Origin of the sequence: Aquabacterium parvum, from assembly GCF_001447195.1 — a bacterium.
GTDB classification, from domain to species: Bacteria; Pseudomonadota; Gammaproteobacteria; order Burkholderiales; family Burkholderiaceae_C; genus Aquabacterium; species Aquabacterium parvum.
On record NZ_LFRI01000386.1, the window covers coordinates 368,210 to 385,938 of the forward strand.

The 17,729-nt window shown below is 66.1% G+C and carries 15 protein-coding genes and 1 tRNA gene; 7 read left to right on the forward strand and 9 right to left on the reverse strand.

The features are described from left to right. Positions 1 to 58: 58 nt before the first annotated feature. The 6 genes from ABG80_RS15800 to ABG80_RS15825 all read right to left on the reverse strand — a co-directional run bounded on the left by ABG80_RS15800 (position 59) and on the right by ABG80_RS15825 (position 7,861). Positions 59 to 1,096, reverse strand: a complete 1,038-nt coding sequence (locus ABG80_RS15800; protein ID WP_083506166.1) for a Fe(3+) ABC transporter substrate-binding protein — start codon at positions 1,094 to 1,096, stop codon at positions 59 to 61. 176 nt (positions 1,097 to 1,272) lie between these two features. Further along, positions 1,273 to 2,364 (reverse strand): fatty acid desaturase, encoded by a 1,092-nt coding sequence (locus tag ABG80_RS15805; RefSeq protein WP_058088556.1) that lies wholly within the window; start codon positions 2,362 to 2,364, stop codon positions 1,273 to 1,275. A gap of 142 nt (positions 2,365 to 2,506) precedes the next feature. Continuing rightward, complete coding sequence (locus tag ABG80_RS15810) at positions 2,507 to 3,568, reverse strand: AraC family transcriptional regulator (protein WP_058088557.1); 1,062 nt, start codon at positions 3,566 to 3,568, stop codon at positions 2,507 to 2,509. Positions 3,569 to 3,593: 25 nt separating this feature from the next. Beyond that, the gene (locus tag ABG80_RS15815) at positions 3,594 to 5,825 is read right to left on the reverse strand and encodes a GGDEF/EAL domain-containing response regulator (RefSeq protein WP_058088558.1); all 2,232 of its coding nucleotides are present in this window, start codon (positions 5,823 to 5,825) and stop codon (positions 3,594 to 3,596) included. Beyond that, on the reverse strand, positions 5,818 to 7,569 hold the full coding sequence (locus ABG80_RS15820) for a PAS domain-containing sensor histidine kinase (RefSeq protein WP_058088559.1): 1,752 nt from the start codon (positions 7,567 to 7,569) through the stop codon (positions 5,818 to 5,820). The genes ABG80_RS15815 and ABG80_RS15820 overlap by 8 nt, the downstream gene beginning before the upstream one ends. Before the next feature lie 215 nt (positions 7,570 to 7,784). After that, positions 7,785 to 7,861 (reverse strand) — tRNA-Met (locus ABG80_RS15825). A gap of 224 nt (positions 7,862 to 8,085) precedes the next feature. Here ABG80_RS15825 and htpG point away from each other — a divergent pair. Then, positions 8,086 to 9,987 carry a molecular chaperone HtpG gene (gene htpG, locus ABG80_RS15830; protein WP_058088560.1) on the forward strand — a complete coding sequence of 634 codons (1,902 nt, stop codon included), beginning with the start codon at positions 8,086 to 8,088 and terminating at the stop codon, positions 9,985 to 9,987. A 99-nt stretch (positions 9,988 to 10,086) separates the two neighbouring features. On the opposite strand, the gene ABG80_RS15835 is transcribed toward htpG, so the two are convergent. After that, positions 10,087 to 10,797, reverse strand: coding sequence for a GNAT family N-acetyltransferase (locus tag ABG80_RS15835; protein ID WP_235513887.1), 711 nt, complete (start codon positions 10,795 to 10,797; stop codon positions 10,087 to 10,089). Between the two features lie 449 nt (positions 10,798 to 11,246). On the opposite strand from ABG80_RS15835, the gene rplM reads away from it, so the two are divergent. The 6 genes from rplM to erpA all read left to right on the forward strand — a co-directional run bounded on the left by rplM (position 11,247) and on the right by erpA (position 14,940). Continuing rightward, a complete protein-coding gene (gene rplM, locus ABG80_RS15840; protein ID WP_058088561.1) occupies positions 11,247 to 11,675 on the forward strand; it encodes a 50S ribosomal protein L13 in 429 nt (142 codons plus the stop codon). A gap of 11 nt (positions 11,676 to 11,686) precedes the next feature. Continuing rightward, entirely contained in the window at positions 11,687 to 12,079 is a 393-nt protein-coding gene (gene rpsI, locus ABG80_RS15845; RefSeq protein ID WP_058088562.1) for a 30S ribosomal protein S9, read from the forward strand. 150 nt (positions 12,080 to 12,229) lie between these two features. After that, complete coding sequence (gene argC, locus ABG80_RS15850) at positions 12,230 to 13,267, forward strand: N-acetyl-gamma-glutamyl-phosphate reductase (protein WP_058088563.1); 1,038 nt, start codon at positions 12,230 to 12,232, stop codon at positions 13,265 to 13,267. Further along, a complete protein-coding gene (locus ABG80_RS15855) occupies positions 13,267 to 13,986 on the forward strand; it encodes a DUF6776 family protein (protein ID WP_058088564.1) in 720 nt (239 codons plus the stop codon). Before argC ends, ABG80_RS15855 begins: the two co-directional genes overlap by 1 nt. Positions 13,987 to 14,110: 124 nt before the next feature. Next, positions 14,111 to 14,533, forward strand: a complete 423-nt coding sequence (locus ABG80_RS15860) for a bactofilin family protein (protein WP_058088565.1) — start codon at positions 14,111 to 14,113, stop codon at positions 14,531 to 14,533. Between the two features lie 26 nt (positions 14,534 to 14,559). Continuing rightward, positions 14,560 to 14,940, forward strand: a complete 381-nt coding sequence (gene erpA / locus ABG80_RS15865; protein WP_058088566.1) for an iron-sulfur cluster insertion protein ErpA — start codon at positions 14,560 to 14,562, stop codon at positions 14,938 to 14,940. A gap of 63 nt (positions 14,941 to 15,003) precedes the next feature. Here erpA and ABG80_RS15870 read toward each other — a convergent pair whose 3' ends face one another. After that, complete coding sequence (locus tag ABG80_RS15870) at positions 15,004 to 16,194, reverse strand: anhydro-N-acetylmuramic acid kinase (protein WP_083506167.1); 1,191 nt, start codon at positions 16,192 to 16,194, stop codon at positions 15,004 to 15,006. Then, complete coding sequence (locus tag ABG80_RS15875; RefSeq protein WP_235513888.1) at positions 16,191 to 17,630, reverse strand: M23 family metallopeptidase; 1,440 nt, start codon at positions 17,628 to 17,630, stop codon at positions 16,191 to 16,193. The genes ABG80_RS15870 and ABG80_RS15875 overlap by 4 nt, the downstream gene beginning before the upstream one ends. Between the last annotated feature and the right edge of the window lie 99 nt (positions 17,631 to 17,729).

Here is a 17,729-nt window from a genome sequence, read left to right on the forward strand (position 1 = left end):
GCAGGTCAGCGCGTGAACCGATGGCCTGAGCCAGGCTGGCCCAGGCCTGCCCAGCGCTTCAACGCCAGCCGGCGCGGTCGTACAGCTTCTGGGCCTTGGCCGCGTTCTTGGCCAGCTCACCCACGTTGATGTCGTCGGGCTTGAAGCTGCCCAGCGCGGTCAGCGCCGGGTTGCTCAGCTTGACCGAAGCCACCGCCGGCCACTCGTTGTTGCCGTCCGCAAAGTAGGCCTGGGCCTGGTCGCTGCTGAGGTACTCCAGGAACTTGACGGCTGCGGCCTTGTTCGGCGCCGTCTTGATGATGCCGGCGCCCGAGACGTTGATGTGCGTGCCCCAGGTCTGCTGGTTGGGCCAGACCACGCCCAGGGCCTCGACCACCTTGCGGTCTTCGGGCTTGGACGAGCGCATTAGGCGTGCCAGGTAGTAGCTGTTGGAGATCGTCACACCGCATTCGCCGGCGGCCACGGCCTTGAGTTGGTCGGTGTCGCCGCCCTTGGGAGCGCGCGCGAAGTTCTGCACCAGGCCACGGGCCCAGGCTTCGGCTTGTTGCTCACCCTGGTGGGCGATGAAGGCGCCGCCCAGCGAGAGGTTGTAGGGGTGCGAGCCCGAGCGCACGCACACCCGGCCCTTCAGGCGCGGGTGGGCGAGGTCGCCGTAGCTCTGCACCCACTCGGCCTTGACGGCCTGCTTGTTGTAGGCGATGAGGCGAGCGCGCGTCGAAAACGCGATCCAGTTCGGGGTGCGCAGCTTGGCGGGGATGCGCTGATCCAGCACCTTCGACTGGATGGGCGCGAACAGGCCGGCCTGGTCGGCGACTTCCAGGCGCGCGGCATCGACCGTGATCAGGATGTCAGCGGGCGACTTGGCGCCTTCGTTCTTGATGCGCTCGAGCAGCTCGTCTTCCTTGCCGTCCAGGCGATTGACCTTGATGCCGGTCTGCTTGGTGAAGTTGGCGTACAGGGCCTCGTCGGTCTGGTAGTGGCGGGCCGAGTAAATGTTGAGGACCTTGTCGTCGGCCTGGGCCATGGAAGTCGAGAAGGCCAAGGCAGCGAGGGCGAGCAAACTGAGGCGAGGCAGCAAGGTAACCATGGAGCGCATTCCTGATTCGTGGATGTGAAAAAGCCCGCGGGCCGGGGCCGGCAACAAGGCCGACGGCTCGCGAGCTTACACGATAGCGAGAATGATTCGCATTGATATCCGGCAAGTCGGCGGGTCTTGTTCGCCCATGTTGGGCCCGCCAGTCAAGCTGACCTCGGCTTGAACCCGATCTGCCGTCAAGCAGCCTTCAGGCTGAACCGGTTGGCCCGGCGGAAGGTGCCGAAGTCGTTGAAGCGCACGCCCATCTCGCGCATCACCTGGTGGGCGATGCCGGCGTTCCATTGGCGGATGTAGAAGGGCTCTTTCACCGCGAAGTGGTGGATGGCGTGGGTGCTGCCGAAGTTGAAGCAGAACAGCTGCATCGGCACCAGCCACCAGGGGTTGAGCACCTGGCACTGCTGCATGGGGTTGCGGCCCTCGACGTCACCGTAGTAGTGCATGTTCGAGCTGATGAAGTGCAAGCAGAAGGTGCGCAACAGGCAGGGCAGGGCGTAGACCACACCGAAGATGTCCAGGCCGGCCATCAGCTGCGGCATCCATTGCGGCCAGGCGATGTCGACACCCAGCAGTGGCGCGGCGAACTGCAAAGCGTGCAGCACCACCCAGGCGTGAAAGCTGATGTAGTAGACGTGGCCGACGGGCATGTAGGCCATGGCTTGCTCCAGCGCCAGGCGGCGTGCTTCACCGGCGTTGGCGGGCTTTTGCGCCTTGATGAACTTCGCGGTGGCGCGGCGCATTTCGAAGGGTCGCAGGGCCACGGCCAGCATGTTGTCGCCGGTCATCAAGAGGCGGCGCAGGCCCCAGGGCGTGCCGTTGGTGATGCCACGCTCTTCCAGGTCGGACTCGGTGCCCGAGAACTTGTGGTGGTGCAGGTGCAGCTTGCGGCGCACGAAGGGGCTCACGGTCGAGGCCCGCGCCAGCCACCCCACCAGCAGCATCAGGCTGTTCGCCCAGGGCTTGCTGCGAAAGTACATCTGGTGGATGAGGTCGTGTTCGAGCTCGTGGATGAAGGACGCGAAGATGGCCACGGCCGGCACGCAGACCCACCAGGGGATCAGGCCGTCGATGTAGGCCCAGCCGCTGGCGACCATGCCCAGCAGGGAGCCGACCATGATGGCCGCGCCAATGGCGTCCTGGTGGCGCAGCCAGGGGTGGCGCGCGCGCAGGTCTTCACCGGCTTTGAGCACCACCGTGCGGATGTGCTCGGACTTTTGAGCGTCGCTCATGCGGCGCGGCTCCAGCGACTTGGGGGACAACTTCTTGCTCATGTGCTCCTCGTGGGCGCCTTTTTGGCGCTTGCTTGGGCCTCGTCACGAACGTGTCGTGGGCGCGGCGCAGCGTTTCCTTGACGAGGCTCAAGCGTAAGGAGCCGGCGTTGTCAGCGTGAGGGGCGCGCAGGCCTGAAATCTGTCATTTCGGGCCACCCCCAGCCGCCAACTTGTCTCGCCAGGCCTTGGGCGACAGGCCCGTCCACTTGCCGAAGGCGCGTGCAAAGTTGGCCGGATCGGCGTAACCCACGGCATCGGCCACCTGCTTGATGGCGAGTTGCGGGTCGGCCAGCAAGCGCTCGGCGTCGCGTTGGCGCACCTCATCCAGCAGCCCCTGGAAGGAGCAGCCTTCGGCCTGCGAGCGGCGCTTGAGGGTGCGCTCGGACATGTGCAGTCGCTCGGCGACCTCGGCCAGCTCGGGGTAGCGGCCGCCCTCGCAACGCAGGCGTTCGATCACCTGGCCGCGCGTGCCATGGGCCGCTGCCTGGCGAGACATTTCCTGCTCGCAGCGTTCGATGGCCAGTTGCACACTGACCGGGTCGGCCGTGGCGATCGGCTCGTCGAGCATGCGCGCGGGGAAGTGGATTTCGATGGCGCGCTGGTTGAAGCTGAAGGGCGGCAGCCGGTCACGGTAGCGCGCGTAGGCCTCGGGCTCGGCATGCGGCACGTGGATGCGGCTGGTCCAGCCGAAGGTGGCCGGGTCCTGCCCCCGCACCTTGGCAAACAGGCTGCACAACTCGACCACGGCCAGGTCCATCACGAAGGCGCGATAAGGCCCCAGGGGCTGGGTTTCGCGCAGCTCGATGACGACCTCGTCGCCGCGCACCGTCATCTCGTTGCTGAAAATGGGCACGCGGGCGCGGAAGTAGCGCTCGCTGAACTCGATGGCTTCGCGCAAGGTGGCGCAACTGATCAGCCCGAAGCCCACGAAGCCGTGTTTGGTGACCTGGCTGCGCAGGCCCAGCTCATAGGCCAGGCCATGGTCGGGGTCGGCGCGCATGGCGTTGACCAGCAGCACGGCGTACTGCCATGCGTCGATCTGCGCGTGCTGACCACGCAGCTCGTCCTCGGTCAGGCGTGTGCCGGACAACATGGCCTCCTGCGCATGGCCGCGCTCGAGCATCAGCGTCAACAGGGACAGCGCATAGGCCGCAGGGATGCGGGCGGTGAGCGAAGACGGTGAGGGCAGGGTGGGCGATGGCATCGGGCCGGATTCTATGCACCTCGGCTCAACCGCCCGGCGAAGACAACCACGTCAGCAAAGCGTCTTCTTCCATCGGGTGCGCGAACAGCCAGCCTTGGCCTTCGTCGCACCCCATGGCCTGCAGCATGGCTTGTTGGGCCTGTGTTTCCACGCCTTCGGCGATCACCTGCATGCCCAGCAGCTGCCCCAGCTGCACCACCATGCGCGCGATGCGGCTGTCGTGTTCGATCTCGGCGATGAAGCTGCGGTCGATCTTCAGGCGCTGGGCCTGGAGGTGGCGCAGCACGCTCAGCGAAGAAAAACCCGTGCCGAAGTCGTCGATGGCCACGCTCAGGCCCAGGGCCCGGATGTCCTGCAGGCGTTGCTGGATCAGGGTGAGGTCGTCGGCGGCCATCGACTCCGTGATCTCGAGCTCGATGGCGCCAGTCGCCACGCCGGTTTCCTGAAGCGTGTGCGCCAGCAAGGGCACGAAGTCGGGCTCTCGAAGCTGCGCGTGCGACACGTTGATGGCCATGGTCAGTGTGGTGTGCCCGGCCTCATGCAGGCGGCGCAAGGTGGCGCAGGCGGTGTGTGTCACGAAGCTGCCCAGCACCATCATCAGGCCAGCCTGCTCGGCCAGCGGGATGAAGCGGTCTGGCGGCACCATTTCCCCATCGGGACGACGCCAACGCAGCAGGGCCTCGAGCCCCAGCACGCGCGAGGTCTTGAGGCACACCTTGGGTTGGTAGACCGCAAAGAGCTGGCTGGAGCCAGTGGCGGTGCGCAGGCTGTCGAGCAGCTGCATGCGGGCGCGGGCTTCCTGGCCCATCTCGGCTGAGAAGTAGCAGGCCGTGCCGCGCCTTTGGCCCTTGGCGCGCTTGAGCGCGAGGTGCGCGTCCTTGAGCAGGTCGGCGCCGCGATCGGCGTGTTCGTCTAGCCGCACCAGGCCCATCGTGGCCGACAGGCGCACCGACTGCTGCTGGATCATGAAGGGCACGGCGAAGAGGTTTTGCAAACGCTCGGCCGTCACCTCGTCGGCCGGACCCAGCACGCCGAACACGTCGGCGCCCAGTCGGGCCAGGCTGCAGGCGGCGCTCGTCTGTTCCCGCAAGCGGTTCGACACCGCGCGCAGCACCGTGTCGCCGAAGCCATGGCCGAGCATGTCGTTGATGTCGGCGAAGCCATCGACGTCCAGCACGGCCAGCGTCGCGGGGGTGTGTCGCGCGGGTGTGCTGCTCAACGTCTGCAGCATCTGGTTGAGGTTGGGGATGTGCAGCAGCGGGTCCACATAGGCCTGGTCCACCAGCTGACCGTAGAGCAGCACGTTCTCGAAGCCAGCGGACATGCTCGAGCAGAACACCTCGACGAGGTGGCGATCGAGCGCCAGCAGGGGCGCGGGGTGGTCCACGTAAGCAGCCAGGCCCCGGCCGTCCGATGTGGCGAAATACAGGGCCAGGCCGTCGTCGAAGTGGCTGTGGCGCTCATCCAGGCAGCGCTGCAAGGCGGCTTGCACACGAGGCAGGCCCAGCTCGCTCACGGGGCGCTGGATGAGGTCGCCATAACGCCCGGCTGCCGCGATCACGCGCGCGGGCTCGCCTTGCCCCTGCAAGCCTGCTTGCGCGCAGATCAGTCCTTCTGGCTCGATGCCCAGCAGCGCGCACAACTGGCTGACCACGCCTTGTGCGAACAGGTGCATGCCGTGCAACTTGCTCAGGTCGGTGCTGGCGCGCACCACCATCTCCAGGCCCCGACGCGTCTGCTCGTGCGCACGCATCTGGCGGTAGACGCGAACGGCCACCGTCAGGCTGGTGAAAAGCCGCACCCGCGTCAGCTCCGACTTGGTGCGGTAGTCGTTGATGTCGTAATGGCGGATGGTGTCGAGCTCGGGCGCGTAGCCTGGCTGACCGGTGCGCAGGATGATGCGCAGCGATTCGCGCTTGAGCGTGTTGCGCACGTCGTGCACGAGTTTGAGCCCGGCGTCGTCCGACTCCATCACCACATCCAGCAGGATGACGGCCAGGTCCTCGTGTTGCGCCACCACGGTCATGGCTTCCTGCCGCGAGTAGGCGTGCAGCAGCTGCATGGGCCGGCCCTCGATGCTCAGGTCGCGCAGCGCCATCTCGGTGGCGCGGTGCACGTCGGCATCGTCGTCGACGATGAGCACCTGCCAGGGCGGCATCGCGGATGTGGCCGCTGCGTCGTCGCCATCGTCCTCGACAAAAGGAACGAAGTCGTCGTCGCGGTGGGTGCTCGAAGTAGAAGGGGGCTGGTCACGCATGGGCAGCGCTTTCGGGTGCTTCGGTTGACGGGGCTTGCAGCGGGATGCGCAGCGTCACGGTGGTGCCAAGCCCCACGGTGCTGTCGATGTGGACCGAGCCGCCAAGCAGCTCCGTCACCAGTGAGTAGACGATGTGCATGCCCAGCCCCGAGCCACCCTTGCCGAGCCGGGTGGTGAAGAAGGGGTCGAACACCCGAGGCAGGTGATCGGGGGGGATGCCGCAGCCGTTGTCTGTCAGGGCCAGCGTGAGCACACCGCCGCTGACCTGCCCCGATGCCGCGATGCTCGGTTGAGCTTGCTGCCCGAACGCATGCACCACGGCGTTGTTGACCACGTTCATGATCACCTGCCCCAGCGGGCCGGGGTAGCTGTCCAGCGTCACATCCGGGAGCACATCGTGTGTGAACGCGACGCCAGCGCGGCGCAGGGTCGGGCTGAGGGCCAGCGTGAGCTCGTGCACGATCTCCTTGAGGTCGAAGCGCCGCCTTTGATGGCTGGACTGATCGACCGCCACCTGCTTGAACCCGCTGATGAGCTCGGCGGCGCGGCGCAAGTTGCGCTCCATCACGTCGACCCCTTCTTGCACCTCGCTGACGAAGCGCGTCAGCGAGGCCCGCCGCAGGCCCGTCTCGACCTCGTCGGCGAAGCGGCGCTGCTGGTCGGCCAGCGTGCTGGCGACGATGACGGCGTTGCCGATCGGGGTGTTGAGCTCGTGCGCCACGCCCGCGACGAGCGAGCCCAGCCCGGCGAGTTTTTCCGAGCGCACAAGTTCGTCCTGGGTGCGATGCAGGTGATCGATGGCGGATTCGAGTTCCCGGGTGCGTTCGCTGACGCGCTGTTCCAGCTCTGCGTTGAGGGTCTGCAGCGCCTGCTGGGCTTGGCGCAATTCGGTCACATCGATGTAGCTGGTCAGGATGGCGTCGCCCACCAGGGCGCCACCCACGCGCATCGTGCGCACCTCGCCACTTTTGCAGGTCAGTTGCACCTGCGTTTGCTGCAACTCGCGGCCCTCGTGAACGACGCGGCCGATGGCCTTGTTCCAGATGTCCTGCACGGCCTGGCGGTAGTTGGGATCCGGGTAGGCCTTTTGCCACCATTGCGACATGGTCGGCACGTCGTTGCGGTCGTAGCCCAGCACCTGGATCCATTGCCGGTTGAAGTCGATCAACTGCCCCTGCTGGGTGGTCAGGGCCAGGGGCACCGGCGCCAGCTCAAACAGGCGGCGGAACTGCTGCTCGCTGACCTGCAGCGCCTCGGCCGCACGCCGAGCCTGGGTGACGTCGCGCAACACCGCCACGAAGCGCGGCACCTGGACTTCTCCGCGCTGGAACGCTGGCGCCAACGCCACCTCTGCCGTGAACGCCTCGCCTGAGCAGCGCAGGTGCTCCCACAAAAAGCGCTGCGGCTCGCCGCCCAAGGCGCGCTCGATGTTGGCGTTGGCCAGGTCCTGCGATCGCCCGCCACCGGGCTGCAACTGCGGCGAGAGCGACGCAGGGTGGGCACCGATCAAGGCCGTGTGCGGCATGCCGAACATCCGCTCTGCCGCCGGGTTGCATTCGACGATGCGGCCGGCCTCCATCAACAGCACGGCGTCGTTGGTGTTCTCGACCATGGCGCGGTACTCGCGCATTTGCTGGTTGACGCTTTGCGCCTGCCTTCGCTGCTGCCGCGCGCGATGCAGGTGCCACAGCGACGCGAGCCCTGCGCCCAGGCACGCCGAGGCGACGAAGGGCACCCAGCTCATCGACACCTTCCCGGCGGCGCAGGGAGGCTGCTCCGTGAAACAGGCAGAACAGGCGGTTTCATGCTTGGGTGGACGATTGGTCAACCCAATATAGCTGCGACAGGCAGGCCTGTGCGCTGGGGGTTGCCAGTGGCCAGTGGGGCGCAGGGCCAAGGGTGCAACCGCTGCGCCAACGAAAAAGGCCCAGCACTGCTGCTGGGCCTTTGGTGTTTTTTTGGTGGCGCTTCAGGGATTCGAACCCCGGACCTGCGGATTATGATTCCGTCGCTCTAACCGGCTGAGCTAAAGCGCCATCAAGCCTTGAACTATACACCGAAATTCAAGCCGTTTGCAAGCCCCCGGCGCAATCCGGTCCGCGAGCGTGTGGCGAACGCATCATGCCGCCTTGGCCCCCTTGAAAGTCACTGGGCTGTCCCCATCTGCGCGCCGCTGGCGCAATGGCGGTATTCAAACGCGCGCCCCGTCCAACCAACCTGCCCGTCGCCCCTGCAGGCGGGCTCTCACACTTGACATCCCATGAGCAAGCAAACCCTTTCCTTCCAGGCCGAAGTCAAGCAACTGCTGCACCTCGTCACCCACGCGCTGTACTCCAACAAGGAGATCTTCCTGCGCGAGCTGATCTCCAACGCGTCGGACGCCTGTGACAAGCTTCGCTTCGAAGCCCTCGACAACTCGGCGCTCTACGAAGACGCGCCCAACCTCGACGTGCGCCTGATCGTCGACAAAGAGGCGCGCACGCTCACCATCCGCGACAACGGCATTGGCATGAGCGCGCAAGAGGCCATCGATCACCTCGGCACCATCGCCAAGTCCGGCACCAAGGACTTCATGGGGCGCCTCTCGGGCGACCAGCAAAAGGACGCTCAGCTCATCGGCCAGTTCGGCGTGGGCTTCTACAGCGGCTACATCGTGGCCGACCGCATCATCGTCGAGTCCCGCCGCGCGGGCCTGAGCGCCGACGAAGGCGTGCGCTGGAGCAGCGAAGGCACCGGCGACTTCGAGGTCGATGCCATCACCAAGCCCACTCGCGGCACCGACATCATCCTGCACCTGCGCGAGGGCGAAGACGAGTACCTCACCGCCTGGAAGCTGCGCAGCATCGTCGGCAAGTACTCCGACCACATCTCCCTGCCCATCCTCATGCAAAAGGAAGAGTGGGATGCCGACAAGGGCGAGTACGTGCGCCGGGACGAATGGGAAACCATCAACCAGGCCGCCGCCCTGTGGACGCGCAGCAAGTCCGACATCACCCCCGAGCAATACGCCGAGTTCTACAAACAACTCAGTCACGACAGCGAAGACCCGCTGGCCCACACGCACAACCGCGTCGAAGGCCGCAGCGAATACACCCAGCTGCTCTACATCCCGGCCAAGGCCCCGTATGACCTGTGGAACCGCGACAAGAAGGGTGGCCTCAAGCTCTACGTCAAGCGCGTCTTCATCATGGACGACGCCGAGGCCCTGTTGCCCAGCTACCTGCGTTTCGTCAAGGGTGTGGTTGACTCGGCCGACCTGCCACTCAACGTCAGCCGCGAGATCCTGCAGGAGAGCCGCGACGTCAAGGTCATCCGCGAGGGCTGCACCAAGCGCGTGCTGTCCATGCTCGAAGACCTGGCGGGCAACGAAGACCAGGCCAAGCGCGACCAGTACGCCGCCTTCTGGGGCGAGTTCGGCCAGGTGCTCAAGGAAGGCATCGGTGAGGACTTCGCCAACCGCGACCGCATCGCCAAGCTGATGCGTTTCGCCTCCACCACGGTTGATGACGGCACCACCCAGTCGGTGAGCCTGGCCGACTACATCGGGCGCATGAAGGAAGGCCAGGAGGGCATCTACGTCATCACCGCCGACACCCTGGCAGCCGCCAAGAACAGCCCGCAGCTCGAGCTCTTCAAGAAGAAGGGCATCGAGGTGCTGCTGCTGACCGACCGCGTCGACGAGTGGCTGCTCTCGCACCTGCACGAGTTCGAAGGCAAGCCCTTGCACAACGTCACCAAGGGCGCCGTGGACCTGGGCTCCCTGCAAGATGAGGCCGAAAAGAAGCAGGCCGAAGAAGCCGCGGAAGCCTTCAAGCCCGTGCTCGAGCGCCTGAAGACCGCGCTGTCTGATCGCGCCAAGGACGTTCGCATCACCACCCGCCTGGTCGACTCGCCCGCCTGCCTGGTGACGGAAGACGGCGAGATCAGCGGCCACCTGGCGCGCCTGCTCAAACAAGCGGGCCAGGCCGCGCCCGAGGTCAAGCCCGTGCTCGAACTCAACCCGGAGCACGCGCTGGTCAAGAAGCTCGAAGCCAGCGAGCACTTCGACGAGTTGGCACACATCCTGTTCGATCAGGCCCTGCTGGCCGAAGGCGGTCAGCTCGACGACCCCGCTGCCTACGTTCGGCGCATCAACGCCCTGCTCGTGACGGCCGCCGTCTGACCAGGCAAGGCCCGCCGGGCGGCCTCAAGCCCGGAAACAAACCGGCCCCGACGCGTCACCGCGTGCGGGGCCTTTTTTCTGGCGCCTGAGGCGCTCCGATCAGATCGGGTTCACCAGCATCTTCAGCCAGTCGCTGGCGTGCATCGCGTTGTAGCGGATGCGGTAGAGCGCCTCGGCCGCGATCGACTGCAGCGAGCTGTCGATGTGCGTGCCCACGGTGTCGGGCGGCAGCTTGAGCCAGGCCTCGGCATCGGGGCCGTCGCGTTCGATCACGGCGCCGGCCTTGGCGGCGATCCGCAGCATCGGGCCGTTCTCGCTGAGCGCGTGGATCATCATGTGGCTGGCGTGCTGATTGCGCGCGTGCATGATCGCGTGCACGAACAGGCGCAGGCCCAGGCCTTTGCCGCGGCCCGCTTCAAGCACCGACACACCGAACTCCATCGCGCGGCCGCGCGACGAGCCATCGCCTGCCGGGCCCTTGCCGGGCATGGCGGCAAGGTGGGCCATCGCCACCAGGTGCAGCTTGCTGTTGAAAATACCGAACACCTCGTCGCGCTTGAAGTCGATGGAGGCCACGTACTGCTGGATCTGCTCGGTGGTCGCCTTGTAGCCGAAGCGCAGGTAGCGGTCTTTCTCATCCAGCTCCATCAGGTGAGCCAGGATGCGGCGGCGGTGGCGGGCGTGCAGGTCGCGGATGGGCACCCAGCCCTCAACGGGGCGGGCGGACGACGAACCGGGGTTCGCCGGAGCTTGAGTTGGCGTGCGCATGCCGAAACGGTCGATGGGCGGACGAGAGCGGATCTTGGTCATGGCTGACCCCTTTTGCGTGACCGGTGGGGAGGCTGCGGCCTCCTCTTTGGACTGTCGTCACCGGATTGCTTGGCAATGTAGGTGAAAACCCTTGGTGTCGCAAGGCGTCCCCTGCGTCCACCTTGCGACGTGTCAACTACTTCACGTCATCCGGGGTCCGATGATGGCTGCCGCGCCCGCCAGCGCCAGGGTGTTGCCGCACCTTGTGCAAGGGCCGGAACCTGGGCTAGAATGTCGGATTCCCGATGCGGTTGCCGGGAATGGTGCGCGTGCCTAAGCTGTTTGGGCGGTGCGCCAGGGTTGTTGCCCCGCCAGGTTTTCGAGTTTGCTTCCTCTGTGAAGCGGCACCTGGGGCGACACGACAGTCGGTTGCGAGGCCACCCCGTTCCTAAGAAGTGGTGCCAAAGCTGACAGACAACTGTTTTACTTCCTAATCTAAGGAAACACCCATGAAGACCTTCAGCGCCAAGCCGGCCGAAGTGACGCACGAGTGGTTTGTGATCGACGCCACCGACAAGGTGCTCGGACGAGTGGCCAGCGAAGTCGCTCTCCGTCTGCGCGGCAAGCACAAGGCCATTTACACGCCTCACGTGGACACCGGCGATTTCATCGTCATCGTCAACGCCGACAAGATCCGCGTCACTGGCACCAAGGCCACCGACAAGGTTTACTACCGTCACTCGGGCTTCCCCGGCGGCATCTACGCCACGAAGTTCAAGGACATGCAAGCCAAGCACCCTGGCCGCGCCATCGAAAAGGCCGTCAAGGGCATGCTGCCCAAGGGTCCCCTGGGCTACGCCATGATCAAGAAGCTGAAGGTCTACGCAGGCAGCGAGCATCCGCACGCAGCCCAGCAGCCCAAGGCCCTGGAAATCTGAGGAGCGGCCACATGATTGGTAACTGGAACTACGGCACCGGCCGTCGCAAGTCTTCCGTCGCCCGCGTCTTCATCAAGAAGGGCACCGGCCAGATCATCATCAACGGCAAGCCCGTTGAGCAGTACTTCGGCCGTCAGACCTCCATCATGGTGGTCAAGCAGCCCCTGGTGCTGACCAACAACGCTGAAGCGTTCGACATCAAGGTCAACGTCCACGGTGGTGGCGAATCCGGTCAAGCCGGTGCCGTCCGTCACGGTGTGACCCGCGCCCTGATCGATTTCGACGCCGCCCTGAAGCCCGAACTGAGCCGCGCTGGTTTCGTCACCCGCGACGCCCGCGAAGTCGAGCGTAAGAAGGTCGGTCTGCACGGCGCTCGTCGTCGTAAGCAGTTCAGCAAGCGCTGATCGAGCCTCCTGGCTGGCTGGCCCCTTGTGGGCCACGCCAGTCCAGCCAACCCGCCCCTGGCCTCGGCCCCGGGCGGGTTTGTCATTCATGGACTGCATCCTGTTGGCCATTGTTCCTACAATGGCGCCTCTTTCTTGAAAGGATCGAAGATGATCAAGGTCGGCATCGTCGGTGGCACCGGCTACACCGGGGTCGAGCTGCTGCGCCTGCTGTCGCAGCACCCCCAAGTCGAGATCAAGGCCATCACCTCCCGCAAGGAGGCCGGCATGCCCGTGTCCGACATGTACCCGAGCTTGCGCGGTCACGTCGACCTGGCCTTCGTCACGCCCGATGAAGCCAAGCTCACCGAGTGCGACGTCGTCTTCTTCGCCACCCCGCACGGCGTGGCCATGGCCCAGGCGCGCGAGCTGCTGAACGCCGGCGTCAAGGTCATCGACCTGGCCGCTGACTTCCGCCTGAAAGACACCGCCGAGTTCGAGAAGTGGTACGGCATGGCCCACACCTGCCCCGACCTGCTCGAAGAAGCCGTCTACGGCTTGCCCGAAATCAACCGCGACGCCATCAAGCGCGCGCGCGTCATCGGCAACCCGGGCTGCTACCCAACCTCTGTTCAGCTGGGCTACGCCCCGCTGCTGCGCAACAAGCTGATCGAGACCACCGGCCTGATCGCCAACTGCGCCTCGGGCATCTCGGGCGCAGGCCGCAAGGCCGAGGTGCACACCCTGCACGCCGAAGCCTCCGACAACTTCAAGGCCTATGGAGTCAAGGGTCACCGCCATGGCCCCGAAATCAACCAGCAGCTGCGCGCCATCGCCGGTGACGCGAGCGTGAACTGCCTGTTCGTGCCGCACCTGCTGCCCATCATCCGCGGCATCCACTCGACGCTGTACGCACGGCTGAACAGCGCAGGCCAGGCCGCCGATCTGCAGCAGGTGTTCGAGGACACCTACCGCAGCGAGCGTTTCGTCGATGTGCTGCCCGCTGGCAGCGCGCCCGAGACCCGCAGCGTGCGCGCCTCCAACAACGTGCGCATCGCGGTGCACCGCCCGCTGCCCGACACCGTCATGGTGCTGGTGGTGGAAGACAACCTGACCAAGGGCGCTTCGGGCCAGGCCGTGCAGTGCATGAACCTGATGTGCGGCCTCGATGAGCACCTGGGCCTGACCGGCGTGCCGGTGCTGCCCTGATGCGCTGGCGCCTGCTGCGCCGGCGGCTGTCGATCAGCTCACCGCGCATGGCCGTTCGCAGCCACTTGCCATGGCCCTTGCGTTGGGCCGTGGTGGCCATCGCGCTGGGCTTTTCCGGGGCGCTGGCGCTGTGGGCCTTCGAGTTCGGACGCGGGCTGGCGGGGCTGGGGCAGGGCAGCCGTTCTGCCCAGGCTCAGGTCACCGAGTTGCGTGCTCAGCTGGAGGGTTTGCGCACCGACCGCGATCAGGCCCGCTCCATCGCCAATTCGGCGGACAGCCTGCTCAAGGCCGAGCGCGTGACCCAGCAAAAGCTCGCCGACCAGGTTCGCGCGCTGGAGACCGAAAACCAGGCCCTCAAGGCCGACCTGGGCTTTTTCGAGCGCCTGTTGCCCACGTCGGGCGAGCCCATTGCCATCCGCGGCCTGCAGGTCGAGGCCTCGGCCACCGGGCCGGTTCGCTACCAGTTGCTGGTGATGCAGCAGGGTGTCCGGGGGCAGGCCGATTTCCGCGGCACGATCGAGGTCTTTGCAACCGGCACACGCGATGCCGCACCCTGGTCGACCAGCGGTCCCATGGTGCGTCAGGCGGTTCAGTTCAAGCAGTACCGCCGCCTGGAGGGGTTGTTGCAACCGCCCGCAGGGGTGGTCGTGCGCCAGATCCAGATCCGTGTGCTGGACGAAACGGGGGCCGTCAAGGCCACGCAGGTGCACCGCCTGTGACGCACCCCACGCCAGCCCCTGGTCAGGGCCTTGATCTCGATGGCCTTCGGTGTACCCTCGGGGGTTTGGGCGCTTCTCGGCCCTTGTCTTTTGTCATTGCCCTTGACCTGTGAGGAAGCCTGCGATGTTCGGTTGGAAAAAAACGCCCCCCATCCGCACCCTGATCGGTGAAGGCACCGTCATCACGGGCGAGATCCGCTTCGCCGACGGTTTGCGCATCGACGGCGAGCTCCGAGGCGACGTCCAGGCCATCGGCGATGGCCGCACCCTGCTGGTCATCAGCGACAAAGCCCGTGTGCATGGCAAGGTCAGGGCTGGTCATGTCATCATCAATGGCAGCGTTGAAGGCCCCGTCATTGCCGACGACCTGCTTGAGTTGCAGCCCAAAGCCCGCATCGTCGGCGACGTCAAGTACGAAACGCTTGAAATGCACCAAGGTGCCACCATCGATGGTGAATTGCGTGCCCTGAAGTCCGAAGCCAAGCCGGGTTTGAAGCTTGCCGCCAGCGCAACCGGTGCCGGCGGCGGTGAACGCGCCGCATCCTGATTTTCTGTTCCTGGAGTCTCCCCACCATGACCGCCGTCGCCCAAGACATCGTTGACACCCAAGCCGCTGATGCGCCTCCTGCGCCCATCGTCTTCACCGACGCCGCCGCCTCCAAGGTGGCCGAGCTCGTGGCAGAAGAAGGCAACCCCGACCTCAAGCTGCGCGTGTTCGTGCAGGGTGGTGGCTGCTCCGGCTTCCAGTACGGTTTCACCTTCGACGAGATCACCAACGAAGACGACACCCAGATGAACAAGAACGGTGTCACGCTGCTGATCGACGCGATGAGCCTGCAGTACCTGGTGGGTGCCGAGATCGACTACAAGGACGATCTGGAAGGCAGCCAGTTCGTCATCCGCAACCCGAACGCCACGACCACCTGCGGCTGCGGCTCGAGCTTTTCGGTCTGAGCCTGTCTGGCCTGTCAGGCCAGACACAACCGTTCAAACGGCCCCTCGGGGCCGTTTTTCGTGTCAGGCCGGGTAGAGCGCACCCAGCACGCGTGGCCCACGTGCCCCGGTCACCGCAGGCAGGTTGCCCGGCAGGCGGTTCACGTGCGCCCAGGCCAGCCACGCAAACGCGGCAGCCTCCACCTGCATCACGTCCAGGCCGCGCTCGTCTGAGCGGCACACGCGCACACCTGGCAGTTGCCGCATCAGGCGCTGCATCAGGTCCCCATTGAGGGCGCCACCCCCACACACGATGACTTCGGTCGCATCGGTGGCGTGGTCTCGCACGGCTTGGGCTGCGGAGCGGGCGGTCAATTCGCAAAGCGTGGCTTGCACGTCTTGGGGTGCGGTCCGGGCGGCGGAGGGTGGCTGCGCATGGGCGGTCAGTCCGTGCGGAGCCAGCCAGCGCTCAAGCCATTCGGCGTTGAACAGGTCTCGCCCCGTGCTCTTGGGCGGGGGCAAGGCAAAGAAGGGGTCACTCAGGGCTGCGGCCAGCCAGTCTTCGCGGACCTGGCCACCAGCACCCCAATCGCCATTGGCGTCGAACGCCTGACCGGTTTGCCTGCTGCACCACATGTCCAGCAGGGCGTTGCCTGGGCCGCAGTCGAAGCCAAGCGGCCCTTGCCCCGGTCTCAAGATGCTCAGGTTGGCCATGCCGCCGATGTTGAGGACGACCACGGTGTGGTCGGGCTGAGCAAAAACGGCCTCGTGAAAAGCCGGCACCAGGGGCGCACCCTGACCGCCTGCGGCCACATCGCGCGAGCGCAGATCCGCCACCACGTTGATGCCGGTGAGTTCGGCCAGCAAGGCGGGCTGGTTGAGTTGCAGCGTGTAGCCCAGCTCAGGCCGGTGGCGCACCGTCTGGCCATGGGCGCCGATGGCACGCACCTCGGCGGGAAGCACCTGAGCCTGCTCGCACACGGCTTGCACGACGTCGGCGTACACCACAGCCAGCGCCTGTGAGGCGATCGCTGCGTGATGCAGCTCGTCTGGGCCCGGCGTGTTCAACGCCAGCATGGTTTGACGCAGGGCGGTCGGAAAAGGCAGGTGCGCATGTGCCACCGTGTGCCACCGGCCGCCCTCTGCCTTGCTGAGCACGCCGTCGACCCCATCCAGCGAGGTGCCGGACATCAGCCCGATGTAGAGCTCCGCGCCCTGGGGGGGCAAAGGTGCCCGAGGGGCGATGGTTTGGCCGTCGCTGGCGGCCTTGTTCATTCGAAGCGGGGGCCGGACTGCGCGCCTGCTGCCTGCCATTCGCCAGCCATCTTGAGGCGTTCGGCGATGTCCACGGCCTTGCTGCGGAACTGCGCCAGCGATTGCGCCGACAGCTGAAGGCTTTCGGAGGCCCGGGCGATGGTCATTGGGTCGACCTGCTGGCCGCCCACCTTGAACTCGAAGTGCAGGTGCGGGCCCGTGGCCCAACCGGTTGCGCCCACAGCGCCGATGCGTGCGCCTTGTTCGACGCGCTCACCGCGCCGCACGTCAACGCGGCTGAGGTGGGCATAGACGGTGCTGCGGTTGCCGCTGTGCTGAACCTGCACCACGTTGCCGTAGCCGTTCTGCCAGCCCGAGAACGTGACCACGCCTTCGCCCACGGTGCGCACGGGGGTGCCTGTGGGGGCGCCGAAGTCGACGCCCAGGTGTGCACGCCAGGTCTTGTGGATGGGGTGAAAGCGCATCGCGAACCCGGAGGTCACGCGCGAGAAAGCCAGCGGCGAGGACAGGAAGGCGCGCACCTTGCTGCGCCCCGTCATGTCGAAGTAGGCGCCTTTGCGGCCTGGCTCCTGGTGCCAGACGGCGTCGTGCACCTCGCCCTTGTTGATGAAGCGCGCGGCCAGCACGCGACCGGCCGGGTTGCCCCAGGTCACGGGCTCGCCTTCGGCCAGGTGGGCCTCGTAGAGCACGCTGAAGGCATCACCCTTGCGCAGCTCGCGACGGAAGTCGATGTCGTTGCCGAAGATTTCGGCGATCTGGTTGGTGACGGCGTCCGGGATGCGGGCGTCGTCGGCCGCCGCAAACAGCGAAGACTGGATCGTGGCCGACGCCATTTGCGGTGTGCGCTCCAGCGGCAGCACGGCGCGCTGCACCGAAAAGCCGCCCTGCGGCAGGCGGCTGATCAGCACCTTGGTGAAATGGATGTCGATGTCGGCGCTGGTGTCGGCCGGACCGCGCACCACGAGCTCGATCAGCTTGCCATCTTCAACGATCGCCTTGACCGACTTGCCCAGCCGGCCTTGCAGGATCGTGGCGGCCAACGGGTCGTTGCGCACGAATTGGGCCGCTTCCATGTCGTCAACACCCAGGCGCTTGAGCAGGCTGTCGGCGGTGTCGGCCGAGCGCGTGACCTCGCTGCGGTACAGCCGCAGGGCCTGCAGGTCCAGGCGCTGCAACTGCACGGACAGGTCCGCAGGCTCGATGGACTCTGTGAGCTGGGTGATGACCGGGGTGGGGCCTTCGGGCAGGTTGCTCAGCGGGGCCACGCCAAAGGCGGTGACGGCGGAGCCTGCCAGCAGGGTCAACACAGCGGCGCTGACGCGACGGGGGTGGCGATGGGCTGCGTTCTGAAAGGCCTGGGCAGCGGCGGCGATGGGTGCCAGTCGCAGGGACTGCAGCACGTCGATCACGCGATCGAACAATCGGGAAGATGCCAAAACGGGATTCCTGTCAGCGTGCAAAGGGGTGTTCATGCCACCCCCCTTAAAATGAGCTCCCTGGCTACGCAAGCTGTGTGCCTGCGCGCGCGTTGCGCG

Bases quoted from the DNA above. Each gene is read 5' to 3' on its own strand.
- rplM (WP_058088561.1), top strand. From the start codon at position 11,247: ATGAAGACCTTCAGCGCCAAGCCGGCCGAAGTGACGCACGAGTGGTTT.
- htpG (WP_058088560.1), top strand. From the start codon at position 8,086: ATGAGCAAGCAAACCCTTTCCTTCCAGGCCGAAGTCAAGCAACTGCTG.
- rpsI (WP_058088562.1), top strand. From the start codon at position 11,687: ATGATTGGTAACTGGAACTACGGCACCGGCCGTCGCAAGTCTTCCGTC.
- ABG80_RS15870 (WP_083506167.1), bottom strand. From the start codon at position 16,194: ATGAACAAGGCCGCCAGCGACGGCCAAACCATCGCCCCTCGGGCACCT.
- argC (WP_058088563.1), top strand. From the start codon at position 12,230: ATGATCAAGGTCGGCATCGTCGGTGGCACCGGCTACACCGGGGTCGAG.
- erpA (WP_058088566.1), top strand. From the start codon at position 14,560: ATGACCGCCGTCGCCCAAGACATCGTTGACACCCAAGCCGCTGATGCG.
- ABG80_RS15820 (WP_058088559.1), bottom strand. From the start codon at position 7,569: ATGAGCTGGGTGCCCTTCGTCGCCTCGGCGTGCCTGGGCGCAGGGCTC.
- ABG80_RS15815 (WP_058088558.1), bottom strand. From the start codon at position 5,825: ATGCGTGACCAGCCCCCTTCTACTTCGAGCACCCACCGCGACGACGAC.
- ABG80_RS15860 (WP_058088565.1), top strand. From the start codon at position 14,111: ATGTTCGGTTGGAAAAAAACGCCCCCCATCCGCACCCTGATCGGTGAA.
- ABG80_RS15855 (WP_058088564.1), top strand. From the start codon at position 13,267: ATGCGCTGGCGCCTGCTGCGCCGGCGGCTGTCGATCAGCTCACCGCGC.
- ABG80_RS15805 (WP_058088556.1), bottom strand. From the start codon at position 2,364: ATGAGCAAGAAGTTGTCCCCCAAGTCGCTGGAGCCGCGCCGCATGAGC.
- ABG80_RS15800 (WP_083506166.1), bottom strand. From the start codon at position 1,096: ATGCGCTCCATGGTTACCTTGCTGCCTCGCCTCAGTTTGCTCGCCCTC.
- ABG80_RS15835 (WP_235513887.1), bottom strand. From the start codon at position 10,797: ATGACCAAGATCCGCTCTCGTCCGCCCATCGACCGTTTCGGCATGCGC.
- ABG80_RS15810 (WP_058088557.1), bottom strand. From the start codon at position 3,568: ATGCCATCGCCCACCCTGCCCTCACCGTCTTCGCTCACCGCCCGCATC.